Source organism: Arenibacter hampyeongensis (assembly GCF_002909255.1).
Classification (GTDB): domain Bacteria; phylum Bacteroidota; class Bacteroidia; order Flavobacteriales; family Flavobacteriaceae; genus Arenibacter; species Arenibacter hampyeongensis.
The window spans coordinates 479,375-504,598 of record NZ_PIOB01000003.1; the positions used below are offsets into that span (position 1 = coordinate 479,375).

The window sequence follows — 25,224 nt, forward strand, 5'->3', positions numbered from 1 at the left end:
AAAAGATGAACAATTACGATACCCTTTCAGAAGCCATAAGCAATCTCCAGCAAAGAGGATATACTTATGATTTCAACTTAAAGCCAGAATGTCTGGAATGTGCGTCACTGAAAATAGAAATCCATCCGGAAGAATTTGAAGTAGATGAACTGCACCGTTTTGAAGGCATGAGCAGTACGGATGATAATAGTATCCTATATGCCATTTCTTCTAAAAACGGAGTCAAAGGCATTTTAGTGGATGCCTACGGAGTATATGCCGAGAATATCTCGGAAGAAATGCGAAAAAAATTGCGTTAACCCTTAAATAGAACAATATGGACAATAACAAAGATCACAAGGACAAAAAAATGGACCACTCGAAGATGGACCATTCTAAAATGAATCACGACAAAGATGACCATTCAAAGATGGATCACTCGAAAATGAATCACGATAAAGATGATCACCCAGAAATGGACCATTCAAACCTGCCTGCCGGCAAGGCAGGGATGGACCACTCGAAAATGGAAGACCCAAAATCGGATGACCATAGTAAAATGGATCACTCAAAAATGGATCACAGTAAGATGAATCATGGTAATCATGATCATGGTAGCATCCCAATGGGCATGGCAGGCCACGACCACCATAAAATGATGATTGCCGACTTTAGAAAACGGTTTTGGATTACGTTGATATTGTCGATACCTATCCTTTTCTTTTCCCCAATGATCCAAGATTTTTTTGGATATAGTTTACTGCTCCCTGGAAACCCATATATTTTGTTTGCACTTTCCAGCATTGTGTATTTCTATGGCGGTTGGCCTTTCCTCAAGGGATTCTGGTCCGAGGTAAAAAAAGCGGCTCCGGGAATGATGACCCTTATTGCCATGGCCATTAGCGTTGCCTATTTTTATAGTTCGGCGACTGTTTTTGGCTTAGCAGGGGTCGATTTCTTTTGGGAATTAGCTACCCTGATCGCCATTATGCTCCTTGGCCATTGGATAGAGATGAAAAGCGTCCTAGGAGCATCAAAAGCTTTACAATTATTGGTCAGTATGATGCCTGCGGAAGCACATCGGGTGAAAGGTGAAACCATAGAAGATATCCAATTGGCTGATTTATTAAAAGATGATATCATCTTAGTAAAACCTGGTGAAAAAGTTCCTGCGGATGGAATAATTGTGGAAGGCTCCAGTTACTTGAACGAATCTATGCTTACAGGCGAATCCAAACCAGTTAAAAAAGAGTTGGACGATAAGGTAATCGGAGGTTCGGTAAACGGCAACAGCACCTTAAAAGTCAAAGTGGAACATACCGGTAAGGACAGCTATCTCAACAAGGTAATTACCATGGTCGAGGAAGCCCAAAAAACCAAATCCAAAATGCAGAACCTTTCCGATAGGGCCGCAAAATGGTTGACTTATATAGCACTGACCATTGGTTTTGGCACTTTGGCAGTTTGGTTGATTTTAGGCTTTCCATTTGTGTATGCCTTGGAGAGAATGGTTACCGTAATGGTCATTGCCTGCCCACATGCCCTAGGTTTGGCTATCCCCTTAGTAGTGGCTATATCCACCGCAGTTTCTGCACAAAATGGTTTGTTGATTCGCAACAGAACTGCCTTTGAGGAATCACGAAAAATATCGGTATTGCTCTTTGATAAAACAGGAACATTGACCAAAGGTGATTTTGGCGTTACCCGTATTGAATCGGCTGATAAAAAGTATTCACCCGATGAAGTCTTGAGGCTTGCAAGTGCATTGGAACAAAGTTCGGAACATCCCATTGCCATTGGAATTATAAAAAAGGTAAAGGAAGATAAAGTTGCCATCCCAAAACCTGAAAATTTTCAAGCGATTACCGGCAAAGGTGTGGAAGCAAATGTAGAGGGCAAAAAAGTAAAAGTGGTCAGTCCCGGATATTTAAGGGACGAGAAAATAACCATTCCCAAGGATGCCTATAGTGATGCCGCTGAAACCGTGGTTTTTGTTCTAATCGATGGAAAATTGGCTGGATATATTGCCTTGGCAGATGAGATCAGGCCGGAATCAGCAGAAGCTATAAAAATATTCAAAAAGAACAATATTAAAGTGTTGATGGCCACTGGGGATAATGAAAAAACTGCAAAGGCCGTAAGTGATAAATTGGGGTTGGATGGATATTATGCCGAAGTTCTTCCCCATCAAAAAGTCGAAATCGTTAAAGAACTACAAGGTAAAAATGAATTTGTCGCGATGACTGGAGATGGAGTGAATGATGCTCCTGCTTTGGCACAAGCCAATGTTGGAATAGCCGTAGGCTCCGGTACCGATGTAGCTGCTGAAACTGCCGATATTATTTTGGTCAATAGCAACCCGCAGGATATCGCCAACCTGATTTTATTCGGGAAAGCTACCTATAACAAGATGATCCAGAACCTCATTTGGGCTACGGGCTATAATGTAGTGGCCATACCTCTGGCGGCCGGTGTGTTGTACTCATCAGGCTTTGTTCTTGGTCCTGCCGTGGGTGCGATATTTATGAGTTTGAGCACCATTATAGTAGCCATTAATGCACAATTATTGAAAAGGAAAATAGGAAAAAAATAATGAATAATAAGGAAAAGCTCAACAGGATAATTTTAGTCCTGTTGAGCTTATTTGTGGTAATGTTGGGGTACGGTATATTATTACCAACCCTACCCTATTACACTGAAAGATTAGCGCTAAAAGACAATCTAGATAAGGATCTGATCAACTTTCATATTGGAATGTTGACCAGTATTTATCCGCTGTTCCAGCTTTTGTTTGTAATCGTTTGGGGGAAGCTTTCCGATAAATATGGTCGTAAGCCCTTAATTGTAATCGGTCTATTTGGTTTTGTAGTGATGAACTTGTTAACGGGTCTGGCCACGTCACTTACAATGCTTTATATTGCCCGAATCGTAGGTGGCATATTTACATCATCTGTCATTCCGGTCAGTAATGCTTATTTAAGTGATATTACTTCAGAAAAGCGACGTACAAAAATAATGGCATGGTCCGGGGTGGCTATCAGTTCGGGCCTTATTTTTGGGCCTGTTTTGGGAGGATTTCTGTCGCAAACGAACCTTCACTTTAAATTTTCCTTCGGAGTATTTCATTTAGATCGTTTTTCGGTTCCTTTTATTTTTGCTGCTCTTTTGGGCTTTATTGTAGTACTGATCATAGTAAAATGGTTGAAGAATACTGAAATAAAAAGTCGTATTGCTTCGGAGGTAGTTAAATTCAGTTTTTCGCTAAGTAAATATTTTATCATTTTGTTGCTGCTATCCTTTGTTATGCAATTTGTGGTTACTTTATTTGAAACCGTGTTTTCTATTTATGGGAAGGATGAGTTGGCATTTACAAGCAATCAAGTCGGTATTGGATTTATGCTTTGTGGTTCAGTTATGGCCGTTTTACAGCCTGTATTCGCGACCTATGGCGAAAAAATATTGACCTCAAAACAACAAATTACACTAGGTCTGTTAATATCCGGAGTCTCGTTAATTGTGTTCCCTTACTTAAGTAATGAGCTATACGTATATATTACGATAGTAACATTTGCGGCCGGAGGAGCTATGGTAACACCTAATCTGCTTTCAGCAGTTTCCTTAATTTCCAAGCAGAACACGGGAAGAAATATATCCATACAAAGTTCCACTAACAGTATCGGTCAAATATTGGGCCCGGTATTGGGAACTTGGCTGATTGGAGGTGGATTTTATTATCCCTTCATCATTTCCGGGGCAACCGTTTTGGGCGCTATGGGACTGGTTTATTTATTGAATCATCAAGAAAAAGAGATTGATCCAGTTTTATTGGCCGACCAACATAAAAAAATATAGTAATGGACCATAAATCAACAACAAAAAGACATAGTAAAACGGCATTTTTAAATTCTGTCGACAATACTAAATATATTGAGTTGGTCCATTCGGGAGAAGACTATTTTGTACGGTTAAAGGAAATTATAGATAAGTCCAAAAAGGAAATCCATTTACAGACTTATATTTTTGAAAACGATGAAACTGGAAACAGTATAGCTGCAAGTCTGAAGGAAGCCGCTCAAAGAAAGGTGAAGGTATACGTCTTATTGGATGCTTATGGTAGTGCAGCATTGCCCAATAGTTTTGTTGAGGATTTGATACAGCATGGAGTTTTACTTCGTTTTTTTTCGCCTTTATTCTCTTTGAACAATTTTTATATCGGAAGACGAATGCACCATAAAATATTTGTCGCCGATGAAAAAGTAGCATTGATCGGTGGAATAAACATTGCCGATAAATACCACGGAACAGTAGCTTCGGAGCCTTGGTTGGACTATGCTGTTCAGCTCAACTGCCCGGCAGCCAGGAATCTGCAAAAGCTATGCAGCGATTACTTTTTCAAAAAAGGAAGCTTCAAAAAAATACCACCTGTGTTACATTCGGCCGGTAGCGCACTTGTGGGAATTTTACAAAACGACTGGCTACATCGAAAAACAGAAGTCTGTGATGCCTACACAAATGCCTTAATTCATGCTGAAAAAGAAATAGTAATCGTAGGCTCTTATTTCTTGCCTGGTAGCATTATGGCAAAGGCTTTGAAAAAAGCCTGTAAAAAAGGCATAAAAACAACGGTGATCCTAGCTGGCATTAGCGATGTACCTTTGGTACGTAGGGCAACCGAACACTTGTATTCGTCCTTTTTAAGTCATCATATGAGGATCTATGAATGGAACAAGTCCGTTGTGCATGGTAAAGCGACAGTAGTTGATAATAAATGGTCTACTATCGGCTCATTTAACCTGAACAGTCTTAGTTGCTATGGCAGTATTGAAATGAACGTAGAAATTCACTCCGAAGAATTTGCCGAAAATCTTAAGGTTCACTTTGAAAAAGTTATAAGCCAGTGTAACGAAGTTACATCAGATACTATAAGTCATAGAGCGGGTATTTTCAAAGTGTTAGCCAATTGGGTTTCCTATCAAATGGTACGTACAGCGATGCTTTTTCTTACTTTTCTTCCACATTTAAGGTTTTTGAAAAACTATAGGATTTAAGGTGTTGGCAAATGATTAAATAATCTTTGGTGCCCTGGTGGATTACTTGTTGTTTTAGGCAAAACAGGTGATACATTTCAAGAAGAATTGCTCTTAACAAGAATTGCCTCCATTTTTGATGGTGAAATATGTAACTTTATTTAGAAACAAAAAATAATTGCAACACGGATATGAAGTTACTAAGTTACATTTCAATACTATTTATGCTTATTTCTTGTGGTAAACCTAATAAATTCAATGGCCTGGACAAAGAGCGTACGGCAAAAGAAGTTTATCTTATGCTTCAGGAGTACCATAGGGATATTGGTAAGGAAGGATTGATAGCGGAGTTTAAATATTTTGGATGATTCTCCTGATTTTTTTTGGGTTCCTCCTGGCTACAGTTCGGCCCTATCATTCGATTCGGTGGAGATAATTTTGAATGCTAGCCATAAGGCACTTCAATCGGTTAAAATGGAATGGGATACCCTGCAAATATTTCCATTAACAAACGAAATTGCAAATTATTTCGGAATTGTTGAAGGGGTTATGGTAGATACATCTGGACTCGAATCAGCAATATCAATAATAGAATCGGGAACAATCATAAAACGGGAAAGCGGGTGGAAATTGTTGAGTGGCCAGTCGGAAATACTCGATAGCCCATCCAAAAACTAAAACCTAAATACATAGGCGTAGATGGTATAATGACCATTCAGTAGAATCGCTTAAAGTTTAAATAATCGTTGGCATGATAGATAATATTTCCAATAGTTATGTAGTTCTTGAACTTCCAGTACAATGGGGTGATATGGATGCTGCACAACACGTGAACAACACCGTCTACCTTCGTTGGATAGAATCGGCACGTATTGAGATGTTTCAAAAAATGCATAAAGGCGATTTCAAATTTAAAAAGATAGTTCCTATACTGGCCTGGCAGGATTGTAAGTATGTCTTTCCCCTGACCTATCCCGATCAAGTTGTCATTTCTTTGGATATAATTGAATTGTTGGAAGATAGAGTGCTTTGCGAAGGAAAAATCTACAGTATAAAACATGAACGAATTGTGGCAATATCTAAATCGTTGTTAATGGCCTATGATATGGAGAAATTAAAAAAACATCCCTTTCCTCAACCTTGGAAAAAATCATTCACAGATTTTTATGGGGAATCGATTTTAAAATAATTCATATGCCCAACATAGTTCAATTAAATAATTAAAGAATATAGATTCATAGTTCTTAAAAAGAGATACAAATCTTATGAATAATTTGTAGTAATTGTTATTGCCCGCTGATAATTATTATTGATAATCTAACCAGAATTCTAATAATATTCTGCATCTATTAACTGATATAATGCCTGAATAATAACCATCGCATATCCCCTAACACTCTCCTTCCTTCTACTGTGCTCCGCCTCCTCCCAATTAGATAAAAATCCTATTTCCAAAAGTACCCCTGGACTATCGTATTGGGTTTCTCGGAGCACTTGAAAATTGGCATACTTTATACCCCTAATTTTAAACCCCAAAGCCTGATCGAATTCTAACAAGATGGCTTCTGACAAGTTTTCGGATACGAATTGTAGTTCTGAGCTCATGGAAGTATTGTGTTGCTGCACATAGACCTCAATTCCTTGTGCTGCCTTCCTTGCTGCCTGATTACAATGAATAGAAATAAAAACATCAGGTTGCAATACTTTCACCAATTTGGTCCTATTACTCAAAGAAATTAAAGTGTCTTTATATCTGGTCAAATAGATATCTAGGGTGTTTCCAAACAATTCCTTGTTCAATCGGATGGCTTCTTTCGCAACTTCCAGAACTATATCCTTTTCCTTTATTCCATTAATTCCAATCGCTCCGGAATCCATTCCGCCATGTCCGGGATCAAGGATTACCATTTGTCTTCTATTTTCCTGTGCCTGTGTGCGATTGCAAAACAGAGCAAAACCTATCCAAAGGCAAACTATCCAAAGGCGTTTCATTTTGTTCGATTTTTAATGTGCGTGTTGCACAATTTTCATCGTTTCGTCGAATTCGCTTCCAATCCGTGAAATTTTAACGCTTTCAACTGTTAAAATTTATTCGATTCCTATCAATTTCTACCATCCTTTGGAAATTCCATAACGAATAATTCATCAATCGGTCTTTCCAACATTATTAGGGGAGCATAAAAAACAAACAGTCATGAATAAACCTCTTAAAACTCTTTTCCTCTTACTTATGACGACGGGATCAACATTTGCCCAAATCGGGGGAATAGAAGACTCTGTCAATGATGTTTCGGATACCATTAGGACCATTTTTCCCATTATCCTAGGTGTCATTTTCCTTATCGGCTTCCTGTTCAATGCCGGCCATTTCTTTGGCGAAAATTCAGATCTTAAAAAGGGTATAACCAGGGTACTGGTCTTTGTCCTTATCGCAGGTGCCGTGGTGGGCATCTTTACGTACCTAATTGGAATAGTCGTTTAATGAAAAGGTTCGAGGTATATCGCAACATCAGAAAACAGGCCGTGATATTCGGCCTATCCATCTCCTTTTTTGCCCTACAAATGATTTGCGTGGTCGGTTCTTTAATGGTTATCATTTTCTCGTTCAGTCTTGCGATGATCATGGGTGTATTGGTATTCAATGCTGGCCTTTATGTAGCCTTGATCAGGATTTCAAACAACCCACAATCAATTACACTTTGGGGGGTATATCCAAAAATCATCAGCAATAAAAAATCGTCATTAATTAGCTATGGACAAGATTAATCTTTCGGCACACCATCCTATTGCGGATATTAGATCCAATATGGTCTTTGCCAATAATGGCAATGTAATCCTGTGTTATGAGGGTTCCTTACCCGAGATCTATTCCCTTTCCGAGAAGGATTTTGAGGATATCCATGGTACTTGGTTCCAGGCTATCAAATCCTTACCCATCGGATGTGTAATCCACAAACAGGATGTTTATTTAAAGAAACAGTACACTTCTGAAAATTTGCCCAATACCACGTTTCTGGCCAAGGCTACACATAAGCATTTCAAAGGACGTGATTATATAGAACATAGGTGTTTTGTGTTTTTTATCCTTACCAAGAACAAGGCATTAAACAATGCCAAATATGTGAACCCGTTCCGAAAAGTTCCCCAAGGGATTCCCCAGGAACTGAACGATCAGATTAAAAGTTTTATGGACTCAGTAAACGACTCCGTTTCCTATATCAACAACAGTCGAAAAATGCAGTTTGTCCCTTTGACCGAAAAGGAAATCCTAACCCTTACCGACAACTATTTCAACGGGTTCAATGAGGGTTTTGATACCGACATCCTCTTGGACCGGTCCAAGATTTCCATTGGGGAGAATCTCTTTGATGTTTTGGCCATAAACAGTGAGCTTTGCTTTGGGGAGAATGTCCAGAGCAGCAAGACCAATGAACGTTTTACCTCGGACGATTTTGTGTTCCATCAGGGGTTCATCGATGGAATAGGACTCGCGTTGAACGAAAACCATATCGTAAACCAGATCATCTACCTGGACGATAAACATAAATGGCGCAAGCTGTTGGACAAGAAGATCGAAGATCTTAAAAAAAGTTCCAATTTCGGTTCCCAGAACAAGGTAACGCTTTCAAAAGTCCAACTGATTCTTGACCAGATCAATAACGATGACAGCTCGCGCATCATCCGTGGCCATCTCAATGTCATCTTTTGGAATCCCGAAGCCAAGGGCCTTGCTAAAATAGGTTCAAAAATAAGGACCGAGTTCAAAGAGCTTGATATTGTCCCCTACTACCCCAGGGGGGAGGAACGCAAAAATTATATCCTCAATAGTTATTTCTGTTTCTCCCCCAATTTTTCTGACGAGGACCTATATGTGACCGACCTGAAACATGCCCTGTGTTTGTACATAAACAATAGCAACTACAAATCGGATGCTACGGGAATCATCTTCAATGACCGGGAACACAACATTCCGGTACTAAAGGATGTCTGGGATGAAAGAAAAAAACGAATCAAAGCACGGAATTTTGCCATTTTCGCGCCAACGGGAGAAGGCAAGTCCTTTCTGGCCAATAATATACTCCGTCAATACTTCGAGGCCGGAGTCCGGCTGGTCATCATCGACCTTGGAGGGTCCTACACCAAGTTTGCGAAACTTTATCCCGAACAATACACCGTACTGAGATATGAGAGCGGTAAAAACCTGGGCATCAATCCATTTTACGTTCAAAATCCTGAAGACCTTACCCCGGAGCGATTGGAGGACCTTTCGGTATTTCTTTTTGAATTGTTGGCCTCTGAGCTAAAAGCCACTAAAGCCCAGTCGGTCTCCATAAAAAAGATACTACTGTATTATTATCAGATAATTGGGGAGAACCATTCCTTGGACAGCTTCTATCGCTTCATAGAGGAACATCAAAAGGGTTTGTTGGACGAACTTAAAATACAGGCCGATTACTTCAATATCCCCGGCTTCCTCCATATTATGTCCGAATATGTTGGCAATGGACTGTACAGCTTCCTTTTCGAGGTCAGCGAGGACCAGACCTTTAAGATCGAAGACAAACGCTTGATCGTTTTTGAGCTGGACGAAGTAAAGGACAATAAAGAAATCCTTTCGGTAATGTTGAAACTTATCAAGTCCGCCATCCAAAGAACCATTTGGAAAAATCGAGCGGAAAAGGGCATCATCCTTTTCGATGAGTTTGCCAAACAACTGAAATTCGAGAATGTCCTGGAAAGCGTGGAATTCTACTATCAGGCCATCCGGAAACAGAACGGGGCCATAGGGATCATCCTGCAATCCATCAACCAATTGCCAAATAATTCTACTTCGGCGAGCATACTGGAAAACACCCAGGTCATTTATAGCCTAAACAACGAAAAGGGCTATGGGGAACTGAAGAACAGGCTGAACCTGTCCAGCCATGACCTAAACCAATTAAAATCCATCAAGAATAATCTTTCCGGGCCACGCAAGTACACGGAAATGTTTATCAAGATAGGGAAGGAAAGCAACATTTTCAGGTTGGAAGTACCCCCTGAAGTCTATGCCGCCTATTTAACCGATGGCGAAGAAAACGCCCGCATAATGCGGATTTATGAAAATACCAATGATATGGAGAAAGCTATAACCGAATTTATTAACCCAAATAACAAGAAAACATGAAATTTTCAAAAAAAATTCACGAACACTTCGGCAATAGATTCGCCGTGAGTAAAACATATGAGAAACAAACCTTTAAGAAAAGCGTACTTACCATGGTCATTGCCCTGACCATGGCCATATTATTGCCAGGCCGTGCCACGGCCCAAGGAGTGCCGGTCTACGACAACACCAATTTCATCTCCTTTATGAAATCCCTTCTAGAGTCGGGAAAACAGACCTCACAATTGTTAAAGACTGTCAAGTTTTTAAAACAACAGAAGGAAAACGTAGATAAGGTCAATGATGTGATCAAACAACTAAAGGCCGTAAAGGAACTCGCCAATAGCAACCAACGTCTGTTCGATTTCGTACAGGACGACCTGAGGGAGATTTTCAACTCTCCCTATATCAAACCTGATGAAGTTACCCGTATCTCGGATTCCTTCAACGACATCATAGAAAACTCTCTGTCCGGCATGGATTATATAGAAGAGGTGCTGTCCAGTGACAACCTGAGAATGACCGATGCCGAACGGGCTGCGGTCCTCAAGGAAAAGGAACTGCAATCCAAGGAAATGGTGGCCGAAATAGAGGCCAAAACACGCCGTTATCGAGAAATAATCGCCTTTAGGGAAATGCAGGACAAGATCAATAACCGAGAAGCCAAGTATTAATGTCGGACATTTTTTTAGGTATCGGTCTGGAATATGTGGACACTGTTTTTCAAGCCATTAAGAACAGTGAATTCTCACGGTACACCATTACGGGAATGAAGACCCTTGCGGTACTGTTCTTTCTGATCAATATTCTAAAAAAATACAATGAAGGCGTGGCCAATAATGAAGGTTACACCTGGGGACTGACCCCTGCCGAACTGGCCAAGAATTTTGCGGTAATCATTATTGTCATTTTTTCCACTCAGGTGCTGGGGGTTTTCGACTCAATTTTGGTGGCCGTTGAGTCTCAATATAGGGACACGGCCCCTGCCCTACTTCCCTTGCAGATGCAGGAAATTGACATAGAACAGGATGTGGGGGCGATCGAAGCAGCAAAAAAGGCTATGGCACTTTTATATGAGGCTTTGGTGACACCCTTGTTCGGCCTAAAGATTTTGGCGTTCATAATTGGATTGTTTCTTTGGTTGATGGACCTGTTCATCTATCCTTTGTTTTTGGCAGAACGTTTCTTTCTCTTGGGGATAATGCAGGCCTTTTTTCCATTGATCATCAGCCTAGCCGTATTCGAAAAGTTTAGGTCATTGGCATACAATTTCTTTAAGCTCTATGCAGGGGTTTATATGTTGGTGCCGGCATTTTTCTTGGTCAATGTATTTGTCAACTTTATATATACCGAGCTGAACACCAACTTTTGGTCAAGTCTGTTCGGAACGGACTGGGGAAGCCAATTCTTTGCGCCTGTAATACAGTTGGGGTCCATAGGATTTATTGTGTTCTTAAAATTCAAATTGTACCGTAGGGCTATCTCGTTTACGTTGAAACTATTTAGCGGTATATAAACAATAAAAAACCACTGATGAAAACACCTTATAAAAATATTTACAAAATCCTGAACCAAAATCGTTTTATCGTTTTGTCCGTAGTTGTAGCTGCAACCTTAACTAGCATCTTTTCCATATGCATGGTCATAAAACTGCATAGGGAAACTGTCAACAAGGCCTTTATGGTCAATACCGATGGAAATGTAATCCCCTTAAAATTGGTTTCCCAAAAAGAAAATTTGGGAGTAGAAGTTTTGTCCCATTTGGAATTGTTCCACACTTATTTTTACAATATAGACCCAAGCAACTATGAAAAGAACTTGGAAAAAGCACTTTGGTTGGGCAACAGTTCGGTGGATGCCCTATATAGACAGAAAAAATCGGACGGGGTCTATAATCGGTTATTGCAGTATTCCTTGGTCCAAAAGGTACTCCAGATCGAATCCGAAATAGAGATTTCCCAAGAACCTTATACCTTCCGTACCACAACCCTATTCGAAATCAATCGGGGTCAGGTAACGGACATCTACGAATTGGTGACAACCGGCAATCTGATTCACGTGGACCGGAACTTTCCAAAAAATACCCATGGGCTTTTGATCACCAACTATTTCGAAAACTCGTTAAAAAAAATACAGGATGAAAATTGAAAAGAACAAGATCGTGTTTGGGTCGGTAATTCTGGTCATTGTACTGTTCATTGGGGGATATACCATGATGGTTATAGGAAACGATGAGAATTCGGAAGAGTCTTTGGAACAGACCGAAGTACCCCAATTGGAAGAACAACAAAATGAGTACAAATCCAAACTGGAAGCTGTAGACAATATCCCAGAAGAACGCGTGAAAAATGCACCCAGCGTATATGATGAAAGGTTTTTGGATTCTACCGGGCTATATGATCCCGATTTTTTGGACAGGGATAAACAACGTATCGTTGATAGCATCTACAGCCAAGGGCGGATCGACTATTCAGAAAGCAGGTACCGGAAAGTGGAAACCAAAAAAGCTAAGGTGGTTGCACCCATAGAGAAGGATACTATTGAACTTGAAGCTGAGCTACCTATTTCTACTAAGGAATTGGCGTTGGAGCACCAGCTCTTTTTTGCTGCGGATCCAAAATCAAATCCTATATCCCTTGCTCTCGATCCCCCTGTTGTTAAAGTAGAAGTGGATGGCAGTCAAGTGGTACGGGCATACAGCCGGCTGCAGCTGCGCCTACTGCAAGAAGTACAATTGGGCAATACAAAAATTCCTAAGAATACTTTGATCTATGGCATTGTCAGCTTTAAGCCCAACCGGACACTCCTTAAAATTGATAATATCAATCATATTCCTGTTAAGCTCAAGGCCTTCGATCTACAGGACGGACTGGAGGGCATTTATGTGGAGAACAGTTTTCGGGGCGAAGTAGCAAACGAGGTGGTTGATGATGTCCTGGACGATATCAACATCGCTGGGGTACCACAGGTAAGCGGTATCAAAAAAGTCTTTCAACGGAATAACAGAAAAACAAAAGTAGCCGTGCTCAACAATTATAAACTCATTTTAAAAGCTCCTATGGGGCAATAAACTTACATTCTTATGAAAAAATTGATACCCTTGCTCGGTCTTCTGATCATTATGGCCACTTTAGAGGCGCAAAATGGAAAAGTCATCGACACCATTTATGCAAATGAACAAAAGACGGTATCCCTGTTCTTTCCAGGTCCCATTCGACAGGGAGTTACAGGGGCCTCCAATTTCGCCTTTAGCTTCAATAGGGAAAAAGCACAGTACTTTGGGCTGCTACAGGCCACTCCCGGCGAGGAAAGTAATCTTTTGGTAGTAACCCAGGACGGTGGGATCTATTCCTATCTGCTACGGTATTCCCAAAAATTGGAAAGGCTCAATTATTTTATTGCCGGATCCGAGAGTATAGGCAATGAAAGGACGGGCCCCACTATATTGCCACATCAGGAATTGTCTTCGATTGATTTGGACACCATCCCAAACTCAGATAAAGCTTTGGACTATCCCAAGCTGTGTTCTCAATTGCTTCGAAATCCCAGGCCTTTTGATCAGATAAAATATAAGGATGGAGTCACTATTGGCATGACGAAAAGTATCTATTATCTTAACGAGGTCTATGTGGTCTTTGAAATTGATAACGATTCCCAAATTGATTTCGAAATCAACACCTTGAACCTGTACAAAGCAAACGGCACCAAAAAACGAAAGGCTTCCTACCAGGAACTACTCCTTTCGCCTATTTATCAGTATAAGGTGCCACTAACGGTTCCAAAAGGCCAGCAAGTACAATTTGTATGTGTATATCCTAAATTTACTTTAGGGGTCCGTGAAAAGCTATTAGTTAAATTGGAGGAATTGAATGGGGCTAGAGATGTTTTGGTAAAACGTCCATAATAAACTTCACTCTGTGGTGAAAATATTACTCCTGTTATACATAAATAAAATTATAGTACATATATGCTTGTGTTGTAAAACGGCGCATACCGTGTATTTGATATAATTGTAGATATAGCGACACACCAGTGTTCTATATCGTCAACAATTATGTCAAAGCCGTTTTACTGAAAAGTTTGTTCATATTAGTAAGCTATAATTCTATTATATCAAATATCCCTCGACGTTTCGTCAATTAAGCGAATTATGAACAGGGTCATTAAACTTATAAGCGGTTTGCTTCGCAGAGTTATTTAAAACATTATGTATCTATAATTAGCCGTTATGTAAAATAGCCGCTACCAAGCGCTCGATTGTTTTATAAAATCAAATTGCTCTGCAGCCGCATCGTCTCGCACGAAAAATCAAAAGTCTACTAGACTTTCACTTTTTACGTCGTATTTTAAACACACTTATCCAACGCTTGCCAACGCCAAAATAAAAGCTAACCTTTTTGCACTTATTAAAATCGCGTATTCGATAAAATGTACGTAATAAAAAAATTTACGAGATTCTCGTGAGCTTGCCACAAGAGTATAAAATTTTCCCTTGCTCAAATCCTTGCTTAAAAATTTCTATACACTTGTTAACGGTAGAACTTCAATTAATCTTTTTTTCTTCTTTCATTATCTTTTGTCTTGAAACAAAAGAAACAAAAATTCAAGGCTGCATATAATTTTGGAAACAATTAACGGCTCATTCGCTATATTTTAGGAAACATTGTAACTAATTAAGATTGCTCTGAAGTTATTATGTAATTATAACTCTTAAGAAACTGTATTACTAAACCCCTAAAATATAAACGCTTATTTCACCTATTATTTAACCAAAATTATATGAGGCCAAGAAAATTAAAAACTAAGCAAGGAATTTATAGATTCTTTTAAAAAAGCATAAAATCCTTTGTTCTTTTTATTTACTAACGAATTTTCATGCTTAATTCTGCTATTCTCAGCTGCTAAATGATTTATTATCAAAGATTTATTTATTTCATCTGCACTACCAAGTAAACCTTGAGAAATTGAACAATCATTCCTGCATTCATTGTCAAATTCGAAATCTATATTTCCTGTATTAAAATCCATTTCTTTTGGACCATAATAAATCCCTCTAGGTTTCAAAATCAAGGATAAGAATTGTTGTATTTCCATTCCTGCCAAACTTAAACTAAAACCAAAAACATTTTCACCTCTATTAATAAAATGATTCTTTGGTAAGCCTTTAATATAGTTAGGATTATCCAACTCTCCAGACATTTCCAACGCAGCATCTTCGGGTTTATATTGCCCTAAACATTGCATACAGATTCTTTCAGGTCCTATTGTGTGAGCCTTCCATCTTGCTTGATCTATATTTGATAAATCTTCCTTTGGATTTGTATCAATTCCTCCATCAATTACAGGAATTAAATTAGCAAATGATAAACAATCTAAAGTGTATCTCGGCAAAGGCATATCTACACAAGAAAATAATATATCGCAATCTAGAGCCGCATCCTGTCCTTCTTTTTCAGTAATGCTAAATGTGACAGCATTAATACTTAAATCTGAAATAAGCTCAGTACTTAAAAGACGTTCTTTTAGAACATCTACTTTAAATTTGCCTACATCTACTCTATTTACTGCTAATAATCTATCTAAATTTTTCAATTCAACTACATCAAAATCTATAAAGGTTAAGTTTTTTATACCAGTCCTTAAAAGAGCTTCAGCAACAATGGAACCAACACTACCTAATCCAACTATTCCAATTTTTAACCTAGTAATTTCATGCTGTTTTAAATCTCCCCAAGATGAAATAGTACGTTTAAACTCTTCTCCGAAATTAGATTTTGGCAAAATATCATCACAAAAATATGTTTTTAGAGACTTCCCTACTACTCTTACAGATTCACACCAATAACGTTCATAAGTATTTGGAGCTTCTTTAATCCAAAAGCGAGCACTCCAATAGTTATCTGTTCCAAGTGTCATTCCAATTAAAGGTAATCCTGTAACGGCCTTAACTCTTGGTGCTAACATTTTTTCTGCTTCTATGTCATCAAAGCTCATTCCTTGCCAACCTGGATAAGGATGGCTATGTATAAAACAGATTCCTAAATTATTAGCTAACGCATAAGAAGTCACTTTATCAAAATAAACTGAATTAAAACTTACGTTTCCATGTACATTTCTGTCCCCAAATTCTGGTAAAATCACCTCATTAATTACTCCTGTTTTTCTTGATTTTCCAGAAGATAATTTATAAAAAGCAAAGCATAAATCTTCTTGACCATCCTCTCTAATGAGGTGTTCAAAAAATATCCTATTGACATTTTCTGTCATTGTTATGCTGTACTTCATTCGAAATCTAATAATGTTCTTAAGAACGCTAAATAGTCATCCGCAGTCATACCAGAAGTCCAACCTCTAAATGGTCGACTCCAATACTGATATTCTGGTGTAGGAACTTTTCTGTCATGTATTCCACCAAAAGGATGTACTCCTCCACCTCCACTAATTGGAAGTAAATGTGGTTTAATATGTGGTCCCGAAGGTGGTAATAATGGAAATTGAAGACCTTGTAAAGCTATTTCAATTTCTTGTCCTTTAAACCTTCCTAATGGTACGATAAACTTGAAGCACACAAAGTTATTTGTGTGCATCCAAGTTTCGAGTCCTTTGCTTTGCAACTGACTCATCAACTCTTGATTTCCCATAACTATGAAACAGTTGTAGGTTCAAGCTTGCAAGAACTAAATTTAAGACCATTTTTAATTGCTATTTTATGTTCTCTGTCATTCTTATAACTAACTTCTTTATGCCCACTAATTTGTTTTAAATAAAACCCATTAGCATCTTTTCCTGCAGTAGTTAATATTTCATTTGGTGTCATGAAACATTCATCAACTTCTAAAGGTTCATCATCAATATAAATTATTAGCTTCTTATAAGGTTTTGCAAAAAAACCTTCAATTCCAGCGCCTTTTAAATCAATTTTTTCATCTAATTGAACTGGTTCGAAACCTTTTTCGTTTACCTTAATTAATAACTCGTAATCTTCTACAGGTAATAAACTAGCTATTTCTAAAATTTCTTTACCTGTAATAATTGCGTTAACAGATTCAAATTTTTGTCTGTTAACTTTAAATATAAACTTCTCCATTTTTTCTTTTTTTTTATGGATCACCTCACTTTTTTAAAACAGTTTGAGTATACTGTTCAGACAAGATATTGGTCGTTATACTTGTGTAGATTACAAAAAAATACTACTATTGTATAACAAAACAAAGGAATTGTTAAGGTGATAAGCCTTAATACTAGAGTGTCGAAACTTTTATTCCTATTACTATAATCCAATTTATTGTTGTCGCAATAAATTGGATTTTTTTTCTTATCAGCTATTTTTTTTTAAAATTAAACATATATAATTATCTTACCCAACCAAGCGCTAATAGTTTATCAATATTGCCATTGATGCCAGATTGTATTAATTTATTACTATCCAATTTATTAATTTCCATTTTTCTAATTTCTTCATCTAATGGCATAGAATTAATTGCTTCTTTCTCAACTTGACCTTCCAAATACGTGGTTAGTGTATCTAGATTGTTTGCTGTGAATCCTTCTATATTATTCTCAAAATCATATTCGAAAATCAATAAATTATCTTCTAAATCAAGTTGAGCTCTATTCATTAGTAATTCAGCTCTTTTAATTGCCTCAATTTCCCAAAGTTGTAGCTCATCGTTAACAGTTTTTGTACCTATTGAAGCATCAACCTCTATTCGCACTTCTTCCCTTATTTTTATATTAGAGTGCAGAAAGTTTCTATCAGCCAATAACCTAGACACTTCATTGTAAACTTGTTGTTGTCCTTTGGTATCTCGTATGGTCACTATCAAAGTAAAATCTTGATTTAAAACTTCGCCATCTTCTTTTGACCTTGTTTCGGCAAATTCTCTATATTCCCCTTTAATTTTAACATACCATTTTCTTCCGTTTGTTAAACTGTCTCTTTGTCTAGCAGCTGTCATTTCATCTAGGTTTATTGAGTATTTTTTAACAGGCTGATATTTTTTACCGTAGTTTAAAAGCATTCGTTCTCTAGCATAATCACTTGTCGTATCCTTCTTATAATAGCTGCCATAGTTCGAATCTAGTATTACATTTTTTGGGTCCTCTGGTCCAATTGGATTTAGAATATTTGATTTAGTTGTATCTCTATTTTTTATGTCATCATAAGTGCCAAATTGTAATTTTAGATTTGATTGACAGTATTCAGCTCCTTGTTTCTCCCTTAGTACGGGCTGTGCAACTAATGTTATCTTAACTTCACCATAAAAGAAACCATTCTCATCGATTAAGCTTTCTGGAAAGGGGAAATCAAGAATTTCTATAAATTCTCCTTTGTTAATATTCTCCTGTAATATTAAAGTAATTTCGTGTGGGTCGTTATAGATAATGTCATCTGCAGACGAAGCAACTCCAAAACCCATTTGATTTACTTTTTCGCTAATAGAAAAATCTACTCCTATTGGATATTTTGCTGAATGAATAGCTAATGCCTTTAATAATGTTGGATTAAAGTTTTCTTTTACTTTAAAGTTCAATTCAGATAATAGCGAAGTCACTCTTGGTGTTGAAAAACTAGTTCCAATGATTTTTACTGAACTACCATCTGGTGCAATAGCTTTAACCCCGTTTTCAACTCTTCTGCCTCCTTTCATTCCAGCATTGCCTCCATAAGAAACTAAATCTGGCTTGATACTATTAGCAGGACCTGGTCCAATTCTAGTAAATGGTGATGGATGATTTACTTCTGCAATATCATTTCCATTTTTTGAATGCGTTATAGATCCCACCACAAGTGAACGCATTGAGTCCCCAGACCTCGCAACTCTGCCTTTAGGAAATCCTCTCTCAAAATTTCTACAATTTCCTGTAGACTTACAAATAATTACATCATTTGATATTTGAATATCATCTAGAGCTTTTCCAAAATCAGAAAAATCATTTAAATCCGATTCAGATCCTGTACCTAAGGAAAGGTTCCAAATTTTAATATCAGAATTGTTTTTTATTGCTGTTCTAATATTTATGACAAGCTCATCTTCATCTATACTTTCTTTTTTTTCATCAGGAAATACAGTTGCATCAAAAAGTTTGCACCCTGAATTACCTGTCCAATTTTGACCTTCCAATTCATCACCATAAATAATAATACTAGAAACACAAGAGCCATGAGTTGGATCTATTAAATCCTCTGGATATGATGAATAATTTCTATCAAGAAGCCAAGGTTGTAGATATTTGTTTTTAGCTATACCAGAATCCAGTACTCCAATAATAGGGTATTCTTCTCCTTCAATGGGGTCTTTAACCTCTAGTGCCTCCGTTGTGCCTAATAAGTCCATACCAACGCTATATTTTGGCATAAAAGTTATAGATTCTAAAGCTTCAAAATCACTAATACTATCTAATTGTGCTTTGGTCGCATTTTTGATTTTAAAAATGATTAAGCCTGATGAGTAATTTGTTTCTATAATATCTACGTTTTTTTGTTTACAGTATTTTTCAAATGAGACCTTGACCGCGTTATTTATTTCGTAGTTTAGAAAATCTATTAGTGAAATTTTAACTGTCTCATTTTTTTCAATATCTGCTATAAACGGTTCAAATACTTTAACAGCCTCTACCGCAGAAATAGCTTTAGGATTTTGATTATAATTTTTGATATTTCTTCTTATAACTTTACTATCTTCAATACTGTCTACTTTAACAATAGCACTATTAGAATCTATAAAGCCAATTATATTATTTTTAGAAAACTGACCATTAAATAATTTCTGAATGTCTGTTCTATGAGATTTTGCAATAGCGTTATCATCAATATCCACACGCAAAGTTGCTGGTATGAAACTTCTTGCTTTATCACGAGTATCAAAAAAGGTATCTAACTCATTTAAAGGTTCTAATAGACTGTTTGCCCTAGCTAGAAGCTCTTCACCACCAAGTTGCCATTTTGGTGGAATATTACTACTCATGCCTTCAACTCTTCTATCATCAATTTTTTGTCTCTTTTGAAAGAGTTTTATTGGTAAGTTTTTTTTAGCCATCTTACTCTACATTTAATGCGTTTCTTACTTGTCTTATTGAAATATCTAGGTAACTAGCTATTTGTTTTTGAGGTATATGACTCTCATTTAAAAAACGTATCATTTCCTCTTGTGTAAACCTATTGTTATGTTTGTATTTGAAGTATTCAGAAAAAATTTCATCATATTCAAATTCTTTATTTTTAATGATTGAATTATAAAATGCACTATTTATAATCTTAATAATTTCAGAGTGTGAAAAATCATTTAAATAAGAACTTAGTATATCAAACTTCTTGTCTTCTATGTCTAATTTAGAATCTACTTTATTAAAATAGCTCCCAATAAGGTTCTTAATTTCGTCTGAACTAGGCTTATTTACATTGATTACTTTTTCAAACCTTCTCCAGATAGCGCTATCTAGCAATTGTTCGTGATTTGTAGCTGCAATTAGAATACCTGTTTCTAAAAAATCGTCAATATTTTGCAGTAAACTATTGATTACCCTTTTTAACTCACCCGTTTCATGATTATCGTCTCTTGCTTTAGCAATTGCATCAAATTCATCAAGAAATAATATACATGGTTTGCTTTTTGCGTAATCAAACAATTTTCTAATATTCTTTGCTGTATTACCTAAAAGCGATGATATTAAAGAATCAAATCGAGCTATTACTATAGGAATATCTAATTCTTTAGCAATATGTTTAGCTAAAGTAGTTTTACCACATCCAGGAGGTCCATAAAGCAATAATGATAAATTCATTTGCAAACCCTTACTTTCTATTTCATTTTTTGAATTAACCAGAGAGATAAAATTATTTACAGGGTTCTGAATACTTTCAGAAAGTAATATATCTAATTTTATATCTTGAGGTAAAATAATATCAGCAATATTTAATCTTGTATCATTATCTACAGGGGCATCAAATAATTGATCTTTAAAAACAGGAATACCTGTTGAGCCTTCAATAGTTTTCATAATCTTATCTGCAAGTTTATCTGCTCCATCTTCTCTTAACTTTTTAGCCAAGTGTTTAGAATAGCTAATAACCTTCTTTGGATCGTGATTAAGACCACCTTCAATTATTTTAATGAGCTCAGTATACATATATGTGTGATATTATTTTGGATTTATGTTACAAAGATAGTAAATAATGTAATATATTTATAATAAAACGTAATAATTTTACATATAAACGTAATATTTATACAAACCATCGTGATAATTTTTGATTATTTTGTTGTGTATTAGGACTTTAAACCCATTCCACACACATTCCACTACTCTCCTATCGTCGCTTCGTAAAAAGAGTGTTCCATTAAAATGGTAGAAGAACCTTTTGAAAATAAATTTTTTTAAGAAACTTAAGAAGAACCTTTCGCTTTTAACCAAAGCTCAGGTTACATAACGCAGAACATTATCGTACATTTTGCATTATTGGTTTAGCCAGTGGCTGAAGCAATAATCAAGAAAGCTGGCGTGCTATCTAAATTCCACAGAAGTTTAATAAATGTAGCAATAATTCTATTATGTAAAATATCCCTGAGCATTTTATTATTTATACGAATAATGAGCAGGGTCATGAAACTAATAATCGGTTTGCTGCGCAGAGTTTGTTTGCATTTGTATCTATAATTTGCCGTTATGTCAAATTGCCGATCGGCCAACAACTTATTGCTTTCATAAAACTAAATACATATGCATTTAGTTTTATACGCAATTCTCAGCCGCTTTGCCAGTGCCAAAAAAGCAAAACTTTTTAGATATTTTTAAATATGCGATTTATGAGGAACGATCTGCCAGTAAATTTTTCAGGGAATTTTAGATTTCTTGGCGCAACAGCTAAAATTTTCTCAGCGAGTAAGATTCTTAGCACTTGCTACCACCATTCTTTTGTTTTAGCCTTTTATAAATAGTGCATGTAATATTATGAAAAATAGAAATTATATTACCCATAAATTCTTTTATCTTTCAAAATAATACAGGAATAAACCAATCAAAATCCGATGATGAATTTGTATATTTTTTTGGGCTTAGCTATAGTTACCTTTTTTTTAGGCTTTTATAATCTAGTTAAAAGGTCAAGAGATATTGATTTTTCGTTTAGACCAATAGAATCGGTTTACTACCATTCATGGGCCTACATAATTGTACCACTTATTACAATAGGAGGCTTATATTCCTACGTGCCAGAAAAAGGGCCAATTTCCAATACTATAATATTATTATTATTCCTGGCTATTTTACCGATATTACTAGATGCGTTATTATTTTATTTTCCAATTCTTCCACGTTTTATAATGAAAATTATACGAATGACAGGTCAAAGTCTTGGATTTTTCCTCGCACTGAGTGTAATAACTTATGCGACACTCGATATGAATCATCCCTATAAAAAAATAGATGATTATCAGATTGGTATTGAGGGTATACAAGAAAGTGCTTATAAAATAAATGAAAACATTAGCTCATTGGACAGCGTAATTTCCATAGAAACTAGCAATATCAATAGTACTTTTGATGTTTTAATGGAGCAGATAAAGAATAAAAATGAAGAACTCAAAAAAATTGAAAGTGAAAGAGCTGGATATATAGAACAAATAGATTTTTACAAAAATTTATCCAATTTAAGTAAAGAAGAAGCAACTGCAGTAATTAAACAGTTTGACAAATCTTCTAATGGATATTCATTCATTAATCTTTTAGCAAGTTTTTTTTTAGGAGCTCTAGCAAGTGCATTTGGGAATTATATAAGTTCTATGATTTCTAAAAAAGCTGGAAAGAAAAAACCGGAATCTTCAGATTCATAGTAGCTTTAAGTTGATTTAAATTTTTGAAATAAAATAAAAGTCTTCTTTTCTTTTTTACTTGATGAAAAAAGAAACAAAAAAAATCAAGGCTTACAGATAATTTTGGAAACAACGTACGGGTCGGTCACTAAATTTTAGGATCCATTGTAACTCTTAAAACCGCTCAAAGGCAATATAACCAATACTGCCAGTCAACAACTATTATAACCACCCTCCTAAAATTGTTAACGCTCCTCTCCCCTATTACTTTAGCTGAAATTCTCTTAGGCCATCAAAATCAATATTAAGCCTCCCATATTATACTGATGATAGTTTTGTACTGCTTGGTTGGAATGCAATACTCCATAAAATCAGAATCTTCTTGATTTTCATATAATTTAAACCAAGTAGAACGGTATATTTCCTGAGCTTTTTCATCTCCTTTGTAAATAAAATCGTAATTGGCGTCAATATATTCTTTTGCAACAGAATCCTCTGGTGGGGAAAGCTTGGTCATATCTTTAAGCCAACCTTTCAAATCGGGGGATTTTCTCCAATACAGAACTACTCCATCAGAAATGAAAACTACTAATAACGGAAAAACATCTAAAGTTATTAATCTGTAAACTACTGAAGTTAAGCTAGTTTGAAATCTATTCGAAATTTCCTTTATTAAAGGTGGACTAAAAGATTTGTATTCAATAAACTTTCTAAAAACAGTTTCTGGCATTAATAATTCCGATGCAAAATCGTTTGCTTCAAATTCCTGTAGCCCTCTTTTCGCCTGGTCTTCTACCTTAAACCAATTTAGTGTTTTAGAATCATCGGTATGAATTTCCAGTTTTTCGTGTAAAAAATAATGTCCTAATTCATGAGCTACTACGTAGCGAATTCTTTGAGGATATGGTATTAAAGAGTTTACTTTAATTATGGTTTTAGTTTTTCCTCTTATAATTTTTCCATCAGCATTTTTTAAAGGTTCAGAAATAAAAAGTATACCAAAACCACTAACTAAATCTGAATTTTTGAGTTTTGTTACTTCATCAAAACCAATATCATTTAGTACCTCTTTGGCCTTATTTTTCCCTTTACTGTTCGTTTTCAAGTAACTCAATTATTTCAATCAAATTTTGGTCTTTAATAATCTCTTTTATTTCATCAGGGCTTAGCTTATCCAACTTATTATACTGAACTAACAATCTATTATCTTCAATCAGGTTATTTAAATAAGCAATCGGTTTATCTAACCCCTTATTTATTGCTTCTTGAAAGAATTCTGTTGCCTTAAGTAAAAGGATTTCATTTTTTTCTTTGTTTATGGATGAACGAAGTTTAAACTTTAATTGCTTAATCAATTTATCCTGACGCTCACGATTATCGCCTAAATTGACTCCGAAATCAGATAAACTTTTACGAACATCATTTATATCCCCAAAAAGATAATTCTCGGTAAAACCTTTATCTATTATTTTTTTAAGCTTTTCCATTTTTCTTTTAACTTGATAGTTTTTCTAGAAAGTCTCTTAACAGTGTTATTTACTTCTGTAGTATCTATTCCACATAATTCAGCTATTTCTTTTGGCTTATAATAACCATTTAGCCAACAGTCAAATACTTCTATCTCTAATTTATCGGACCCTTGCTCTCGTAAAGACTTTAGTGCATCTTGTGATATATCTTTAAAATCAATATCTGGAGGTTCATCATCCGTTTCAACTTCATCTAATTCAATAAAGTCATTTACTTCAATTAGGTATATTTCTTGGTCTTTAGATTGCAAATCTTCTACCTCTTTTTTTTTATTCTTTTGTTTTCTAAAGAAGTTATATAAATCACTTCTTAAGCACCCAAAAATAAACTTATCAAAAGAGGTCTTTTCCTTATCCCAATTTCTAACACCTGTAGAAGCTTTAACTAGAACATTATAACAAAAATCAAGATAATCAAACCCTTCTCTTTCTTTCTCTGACTTATTGTAAAAACGATTTCGGACATAGTTCTCCATCCTATCTAAAAGTTCGTTCAAATCGATAGAATCAAGATGTTCAAGAATTTCCTTTTTACTCGCTAAAGCCATATTTCAATAGAGTATGCTCATTATTATTAAAAATTATCCATGTGAATGGCTAAAAAACAAAACCTATGAGCATATACAATTGTGGGACAACATTAAAGGTTTGCTCATTTATTTAATTCGTTATGGAAAAATATAAAAATGGGACAACATTAAAGGTTTGCTCATTTATTTAATTCGTTATGG

24 protein-coding genes are annotated in these 25,224 nt (G+C 36.0%); 15 read left to right on the top strand and 9 right to left on the bottom strand.

All coding sequences use genetic code 11. The features are described 5' to 3' along the window. Positions 1-5: 5 nt before the first annotated feature. From CWD91_RS10435 to CWD91_RS10460, 6 genes are all read left to right on the top strand, one after another. Positions 6-299: a phosphoribosylpyrophosphate synthetase gene (locus CWD91_RS10435; protein WP_069858935.1), complete on the top strand. Its 294-nt coding sequence runs from the start codon at positions 6-8 to the stop codon at positions 297-299. A gap of 125 nt (positions 300-424) precedes the next feature. After that, positions 425-2,572, top strand: coding sequence for a copper-translocating P-type ATPase (locus CWD91_RS10440; protein WP_069858957.1), 2,148 nt, complete (start codon positions 425-427; stop codon positions 2,570-2,572). Next, the gene (locus CWD91_RS10445) at positions 2,572-3,831 is read left to right on the top strand and encodes an MFS transporter (protein ID WP_069858937.1); all 1,260 of its coding nucleotides are present in this window, start codon (positions 2,572-2,574) and stop codon (positions 3,829-3,831) included. The genes CWD91_RS10440 and CWD91_RS10445 overlap by 1 nt, the downstream gene beginning before the upstream one ends. Positions 3,832-3,833: 2 nt before the next feature. Next, on the top strand, positions 3,834-5,027 hold the full coding sequence (locus tag CWD91_RS10450) for a phospholipase D-like domain-containing protein (protein WP_103440881.1): 1,194 nt from the start codon (positions 3,834-3,836) through the stop codon (positions 5,025-5,027). A gap of 170 nt (positions 5,028-5,197) precedes the next feature. Then, positions 5,198-5,374, top strand: a complete 177-nt coding sequence (locus CWD91_RS22680) for a hypothetical protein (protein ID WP_157943761.1) — start codon at positions 5,198-5,200, stop codon at positions 5,372-5,374. A gap of 383 nt (positions 5,375-5,757) precedes the next feature. Then, positions 5,758-6,195: an acyl-CoA thioesterase gene (locus CWD91_RS10460; protein WP_069858943.1), complete on the top strand. Its 438-nt coding sequence runs from the start codon at positions 5,758-5,760 to the stop codon at positions 6,193-6,195. A 140-nt stretch (positions 6,196-6,335) separates the two neighbouring features. Here CWD91_RS10460 and CWD91_RS10465 read toward each other — a convergent pair whose 3' ends face one another. Beyond that, positions 6,336-6,998, bottom strand: a complete 663-nt coding sequence (locus CWD91_RS10465; protein WP_103440882.1) for an N-acetylmuramoyl-L-alanine amidase family protein — start codon at positions 6,996-6,998, stop codon at positions 6,336-6,338. A 202-nt stretch (positions 6,999-7,200) separates the two neighbouring features. On the opposite strand from CWD91_RS10465, the gene CWD91_RS10470 reads away from it, so the two are divergent. From CWD91_RS10470 to CWD91_RS10505, 8 genes are all read left to right on the top strand, one after another. After that, the gene (locus CWD91_RS10470) at positions 7,201-7,488 is read left to right on the top strand and encodes a hypothetical protein (RefSeq protein ID WP_103440883.1); all 288 of its coding nucleotides are present in this window, start codon (positions 7,201-7,203) and stop codon (positions 7,486-7,488) included. Beyond that, the gene (locus CWD91_RS10475) at positions 7,488-7,772 is read left to right on the top strand and encodes a hypothetical protein (protein ID WP_103440884.1); all 285 of its coding nucleotides are present in this window, start codon (positions 7,488-7,490) and stop codon (positions 7,770-7,772) included. The genes CWD91_RS10470 and CWD91_RS10475 overlap by 1 nt, the downstream gene beginning before the upstream one ends. Beyond that, positions 7,759-10,173, top strand: a complete 2,415-nt coding sequence (locus CWD91_RS10480) for a TraG family conjugative transposon ATPase (RefSeq protein ID WP_103440885.1) — start codon at positions 7,759-7,761, stop codon at positions 10,171-10,173. The genes CWD91_RS10475 and CWD91_RS10480 overlap by 14 nt, the downstream gene beginning before the upstream one ends. Before the next feature lie 92 nt (positions 10,174-10,265). Next, positions 10,266-10,826 carry a conjugal transfer protein gene (locus tag CWD91_RS10485; protein WP_103440976.1) on the top strand — a complete coding sequence of 187 codons (561 nt, stop codon included), beginning with the start codon at positions 10,266-10,268 and terminating at the stop codon, positions 10,824-10,826. Continuing rightward, positions 10,826-11,668 (top strand): hypothetical protein, encoded by an 843-nt coding sequence (locus CWD91_RS10490; protein WP_103440886.1) that lies wholly within the window; start codon positions 10,826-10,828, stop codon positions 11,666-11,668. The genes CWD91_RS10485 and CWD91_RS10490 overlap by 1 nt, the downstream gene beginning before the upstream one ends. Before the next feature lie 17 nt (positions 11,669-11,685). Further along, positions 11,686-12,300 (top strand): conjugal transfer protein TraK, encoded by a 615-nt coding sequence (locus CWD91_RS10495; protein WP_103440887.1) that lies wholly within the window; start codon positions 11,686-11,688, stop codon positions 12,298-12,300. Then, positions 12,290-13,222, top strand: a complete 933-nt coding sequence (traM, locus tag CWD91_RS10500; protein WP_103440888.1) for a conjugative transposon protein TraM — start codon at positions 12,290-12,292, stop codon at positions 13,220-13,222. The genes CWD91_RS10495 and traM overlap by 11 nt, the downstream gene beginning before the upstream one ends. 12 nt (positions 13,223-13,234) lie before the next feature. Beyond that, the gene (locus tag CWD91_RS10505) at positions 13,235-14,056 is read left to right on the top strand and encodes a DUF4138 domain-containing protein (RefSeq protein WP_103440889.1); all 822 of its coding nucleotides are present in this window, start codon (positions 13,235-13,237) and stop codon (positions 14,054-14,056) included. 890 nt (positions 14,057-14,946) lie between these two features. Here CWD91_RS10505 and CWD91_RS10510 read toward each other — a convergent pair. The 5 genes from CWD91_RS10510 to CWD91_RS10530 all read right to left on the bottom strand — a co-directional run bounded on the left by CWD91_RS10510 (position 14,947) and on the right by CWD91_RS10530 (position 21,282). After that, on the bottom strand, positions 14,947-16,437 hold the full coding sequence (locus CWD91_RS10510; RefSeq protein ID WP_103440890.1) for a ThiF family adenylyltransferase: 1,491 nt from the start codon (positions 16,435-16,437) through the stop codon (positions 14,947-14,949). Beyond that, the gene (locus CWD91_RS10515; protein WP_103440891.1) at positions 16,434-16,793 is read right to left on the bottom strand and encodes a hypothetical protein; all 360 of its coding nucleotides are present in this window, start codon (positions 16,791-16,793) and stop codon (positions 16,434-16,436) included. The genes CWD91_RS10510 and CWD91_RS10515 overlap by 4 nt, the downstream gene beginning before the upstream one ends. Before the next feature lie 2 nt (positions 16,794-16,795). Continuing rightward, positions 16,796-17,239 (bottom strand): multiubiquitin domain-containing protein, encoded by a 444-nt coding sequence (locus CWD91_RS10520; RefSeq protein WP_103440892.1) that lies wholly within the window; start codon positions 17,237-17,239, stop codon positions 16,796-16,798. Between the two features lie 265 nt (positions 17,240-17,504). Beyond that, on the bottom strand, positions 17,505-20,192 hold the full coding sequence (locus tag CWD91_RS10525) for a S8 family peptidase (RefSeq protein ID WP_103440893.1): 2,688 nt from the start codon (positions 20,190-20,192) through the stop codon (positions 17,505-17,507). A 1-nt stretch (position 20,193) separates the two neighbouring features. Continuing rightward, on the bottom strand, positions 20,194-21,282 hold the full coding sequence (locus CWD91_RS10530) for an AAA family ATPase (RefSeq protein WP_103440894.1): 1,089 nt from the start codon (positions 21,280-21,282) through the stop codon (positions 20,194-20,196). An 899-nt stretch (positions 21,283-22,181) separates the two neighbouring features. Here CWD91_RS10530 and CWD91_RS10535 point away from each other — a divergent pair. Then, positions 22,182-22,985 carry a hypothetical protein gene (locus CWD91_RS10535; RefSeq protein ID WP_157943762.1) on the top strand — a complete coding sequence of 268 codons (804 nt, stop codon included), beginning with the start codon at positions 22,182-22,184 and terminating at the stop codon, positions 22,983-22,985. Positions 22,986-23,268: 283 nt separating this feature from the next. On the opposite strand, the gene CWD91_RS10540 is transcribed toward CWD91_RS10535, so the two are convergent. The 3 genes from CWD91_RS10540 to CWD91_RS10550 are packed head-to-tail and all read right to left on the bottom strand — an operon-like array spanning position 23,269 to position 25,041. Then, positions 23,269-24,069: an ImmA/IrrE family metallo-endopeptidase gene (locus CWD91_RS10540; protein WP_157943763.1), complete on the bottom strand. Its 801-nt coding sequence runs from the start codon at positions 24,067-24,069 to the stop codon at positions 23,269-23,271. Continuing rightward, entirely contained in the window at positions 24,053-24,451 is a 399-nt protein-coding gene (locus tag CWD91_RS10545; RefSeq protein WP_103440897.1) for a hypothetical protein, read from the bottom strand. The genes CWD91_RS10540 and CWD91_RS10545 overlap by 17 nt, the downstream gene beginning before the upstream one ends. Next, positions 24,430-25,041: an RNA polymerase sigma factor gene (locus CWD91_RS10550; protein ID WP_103440898.1), complete on the bottom strand. Its 612-nt coding sequence runs from the start codon at positions 25,039-25,041 to the stop codon at positions 24,430-24,432. Before CWD91_RS10550 ends, CWD91_RS10545 begins: the two co-directional genes overlap by 22 nt. Positions 25,042-25,224: the final 183 nt, after the last annotated feature.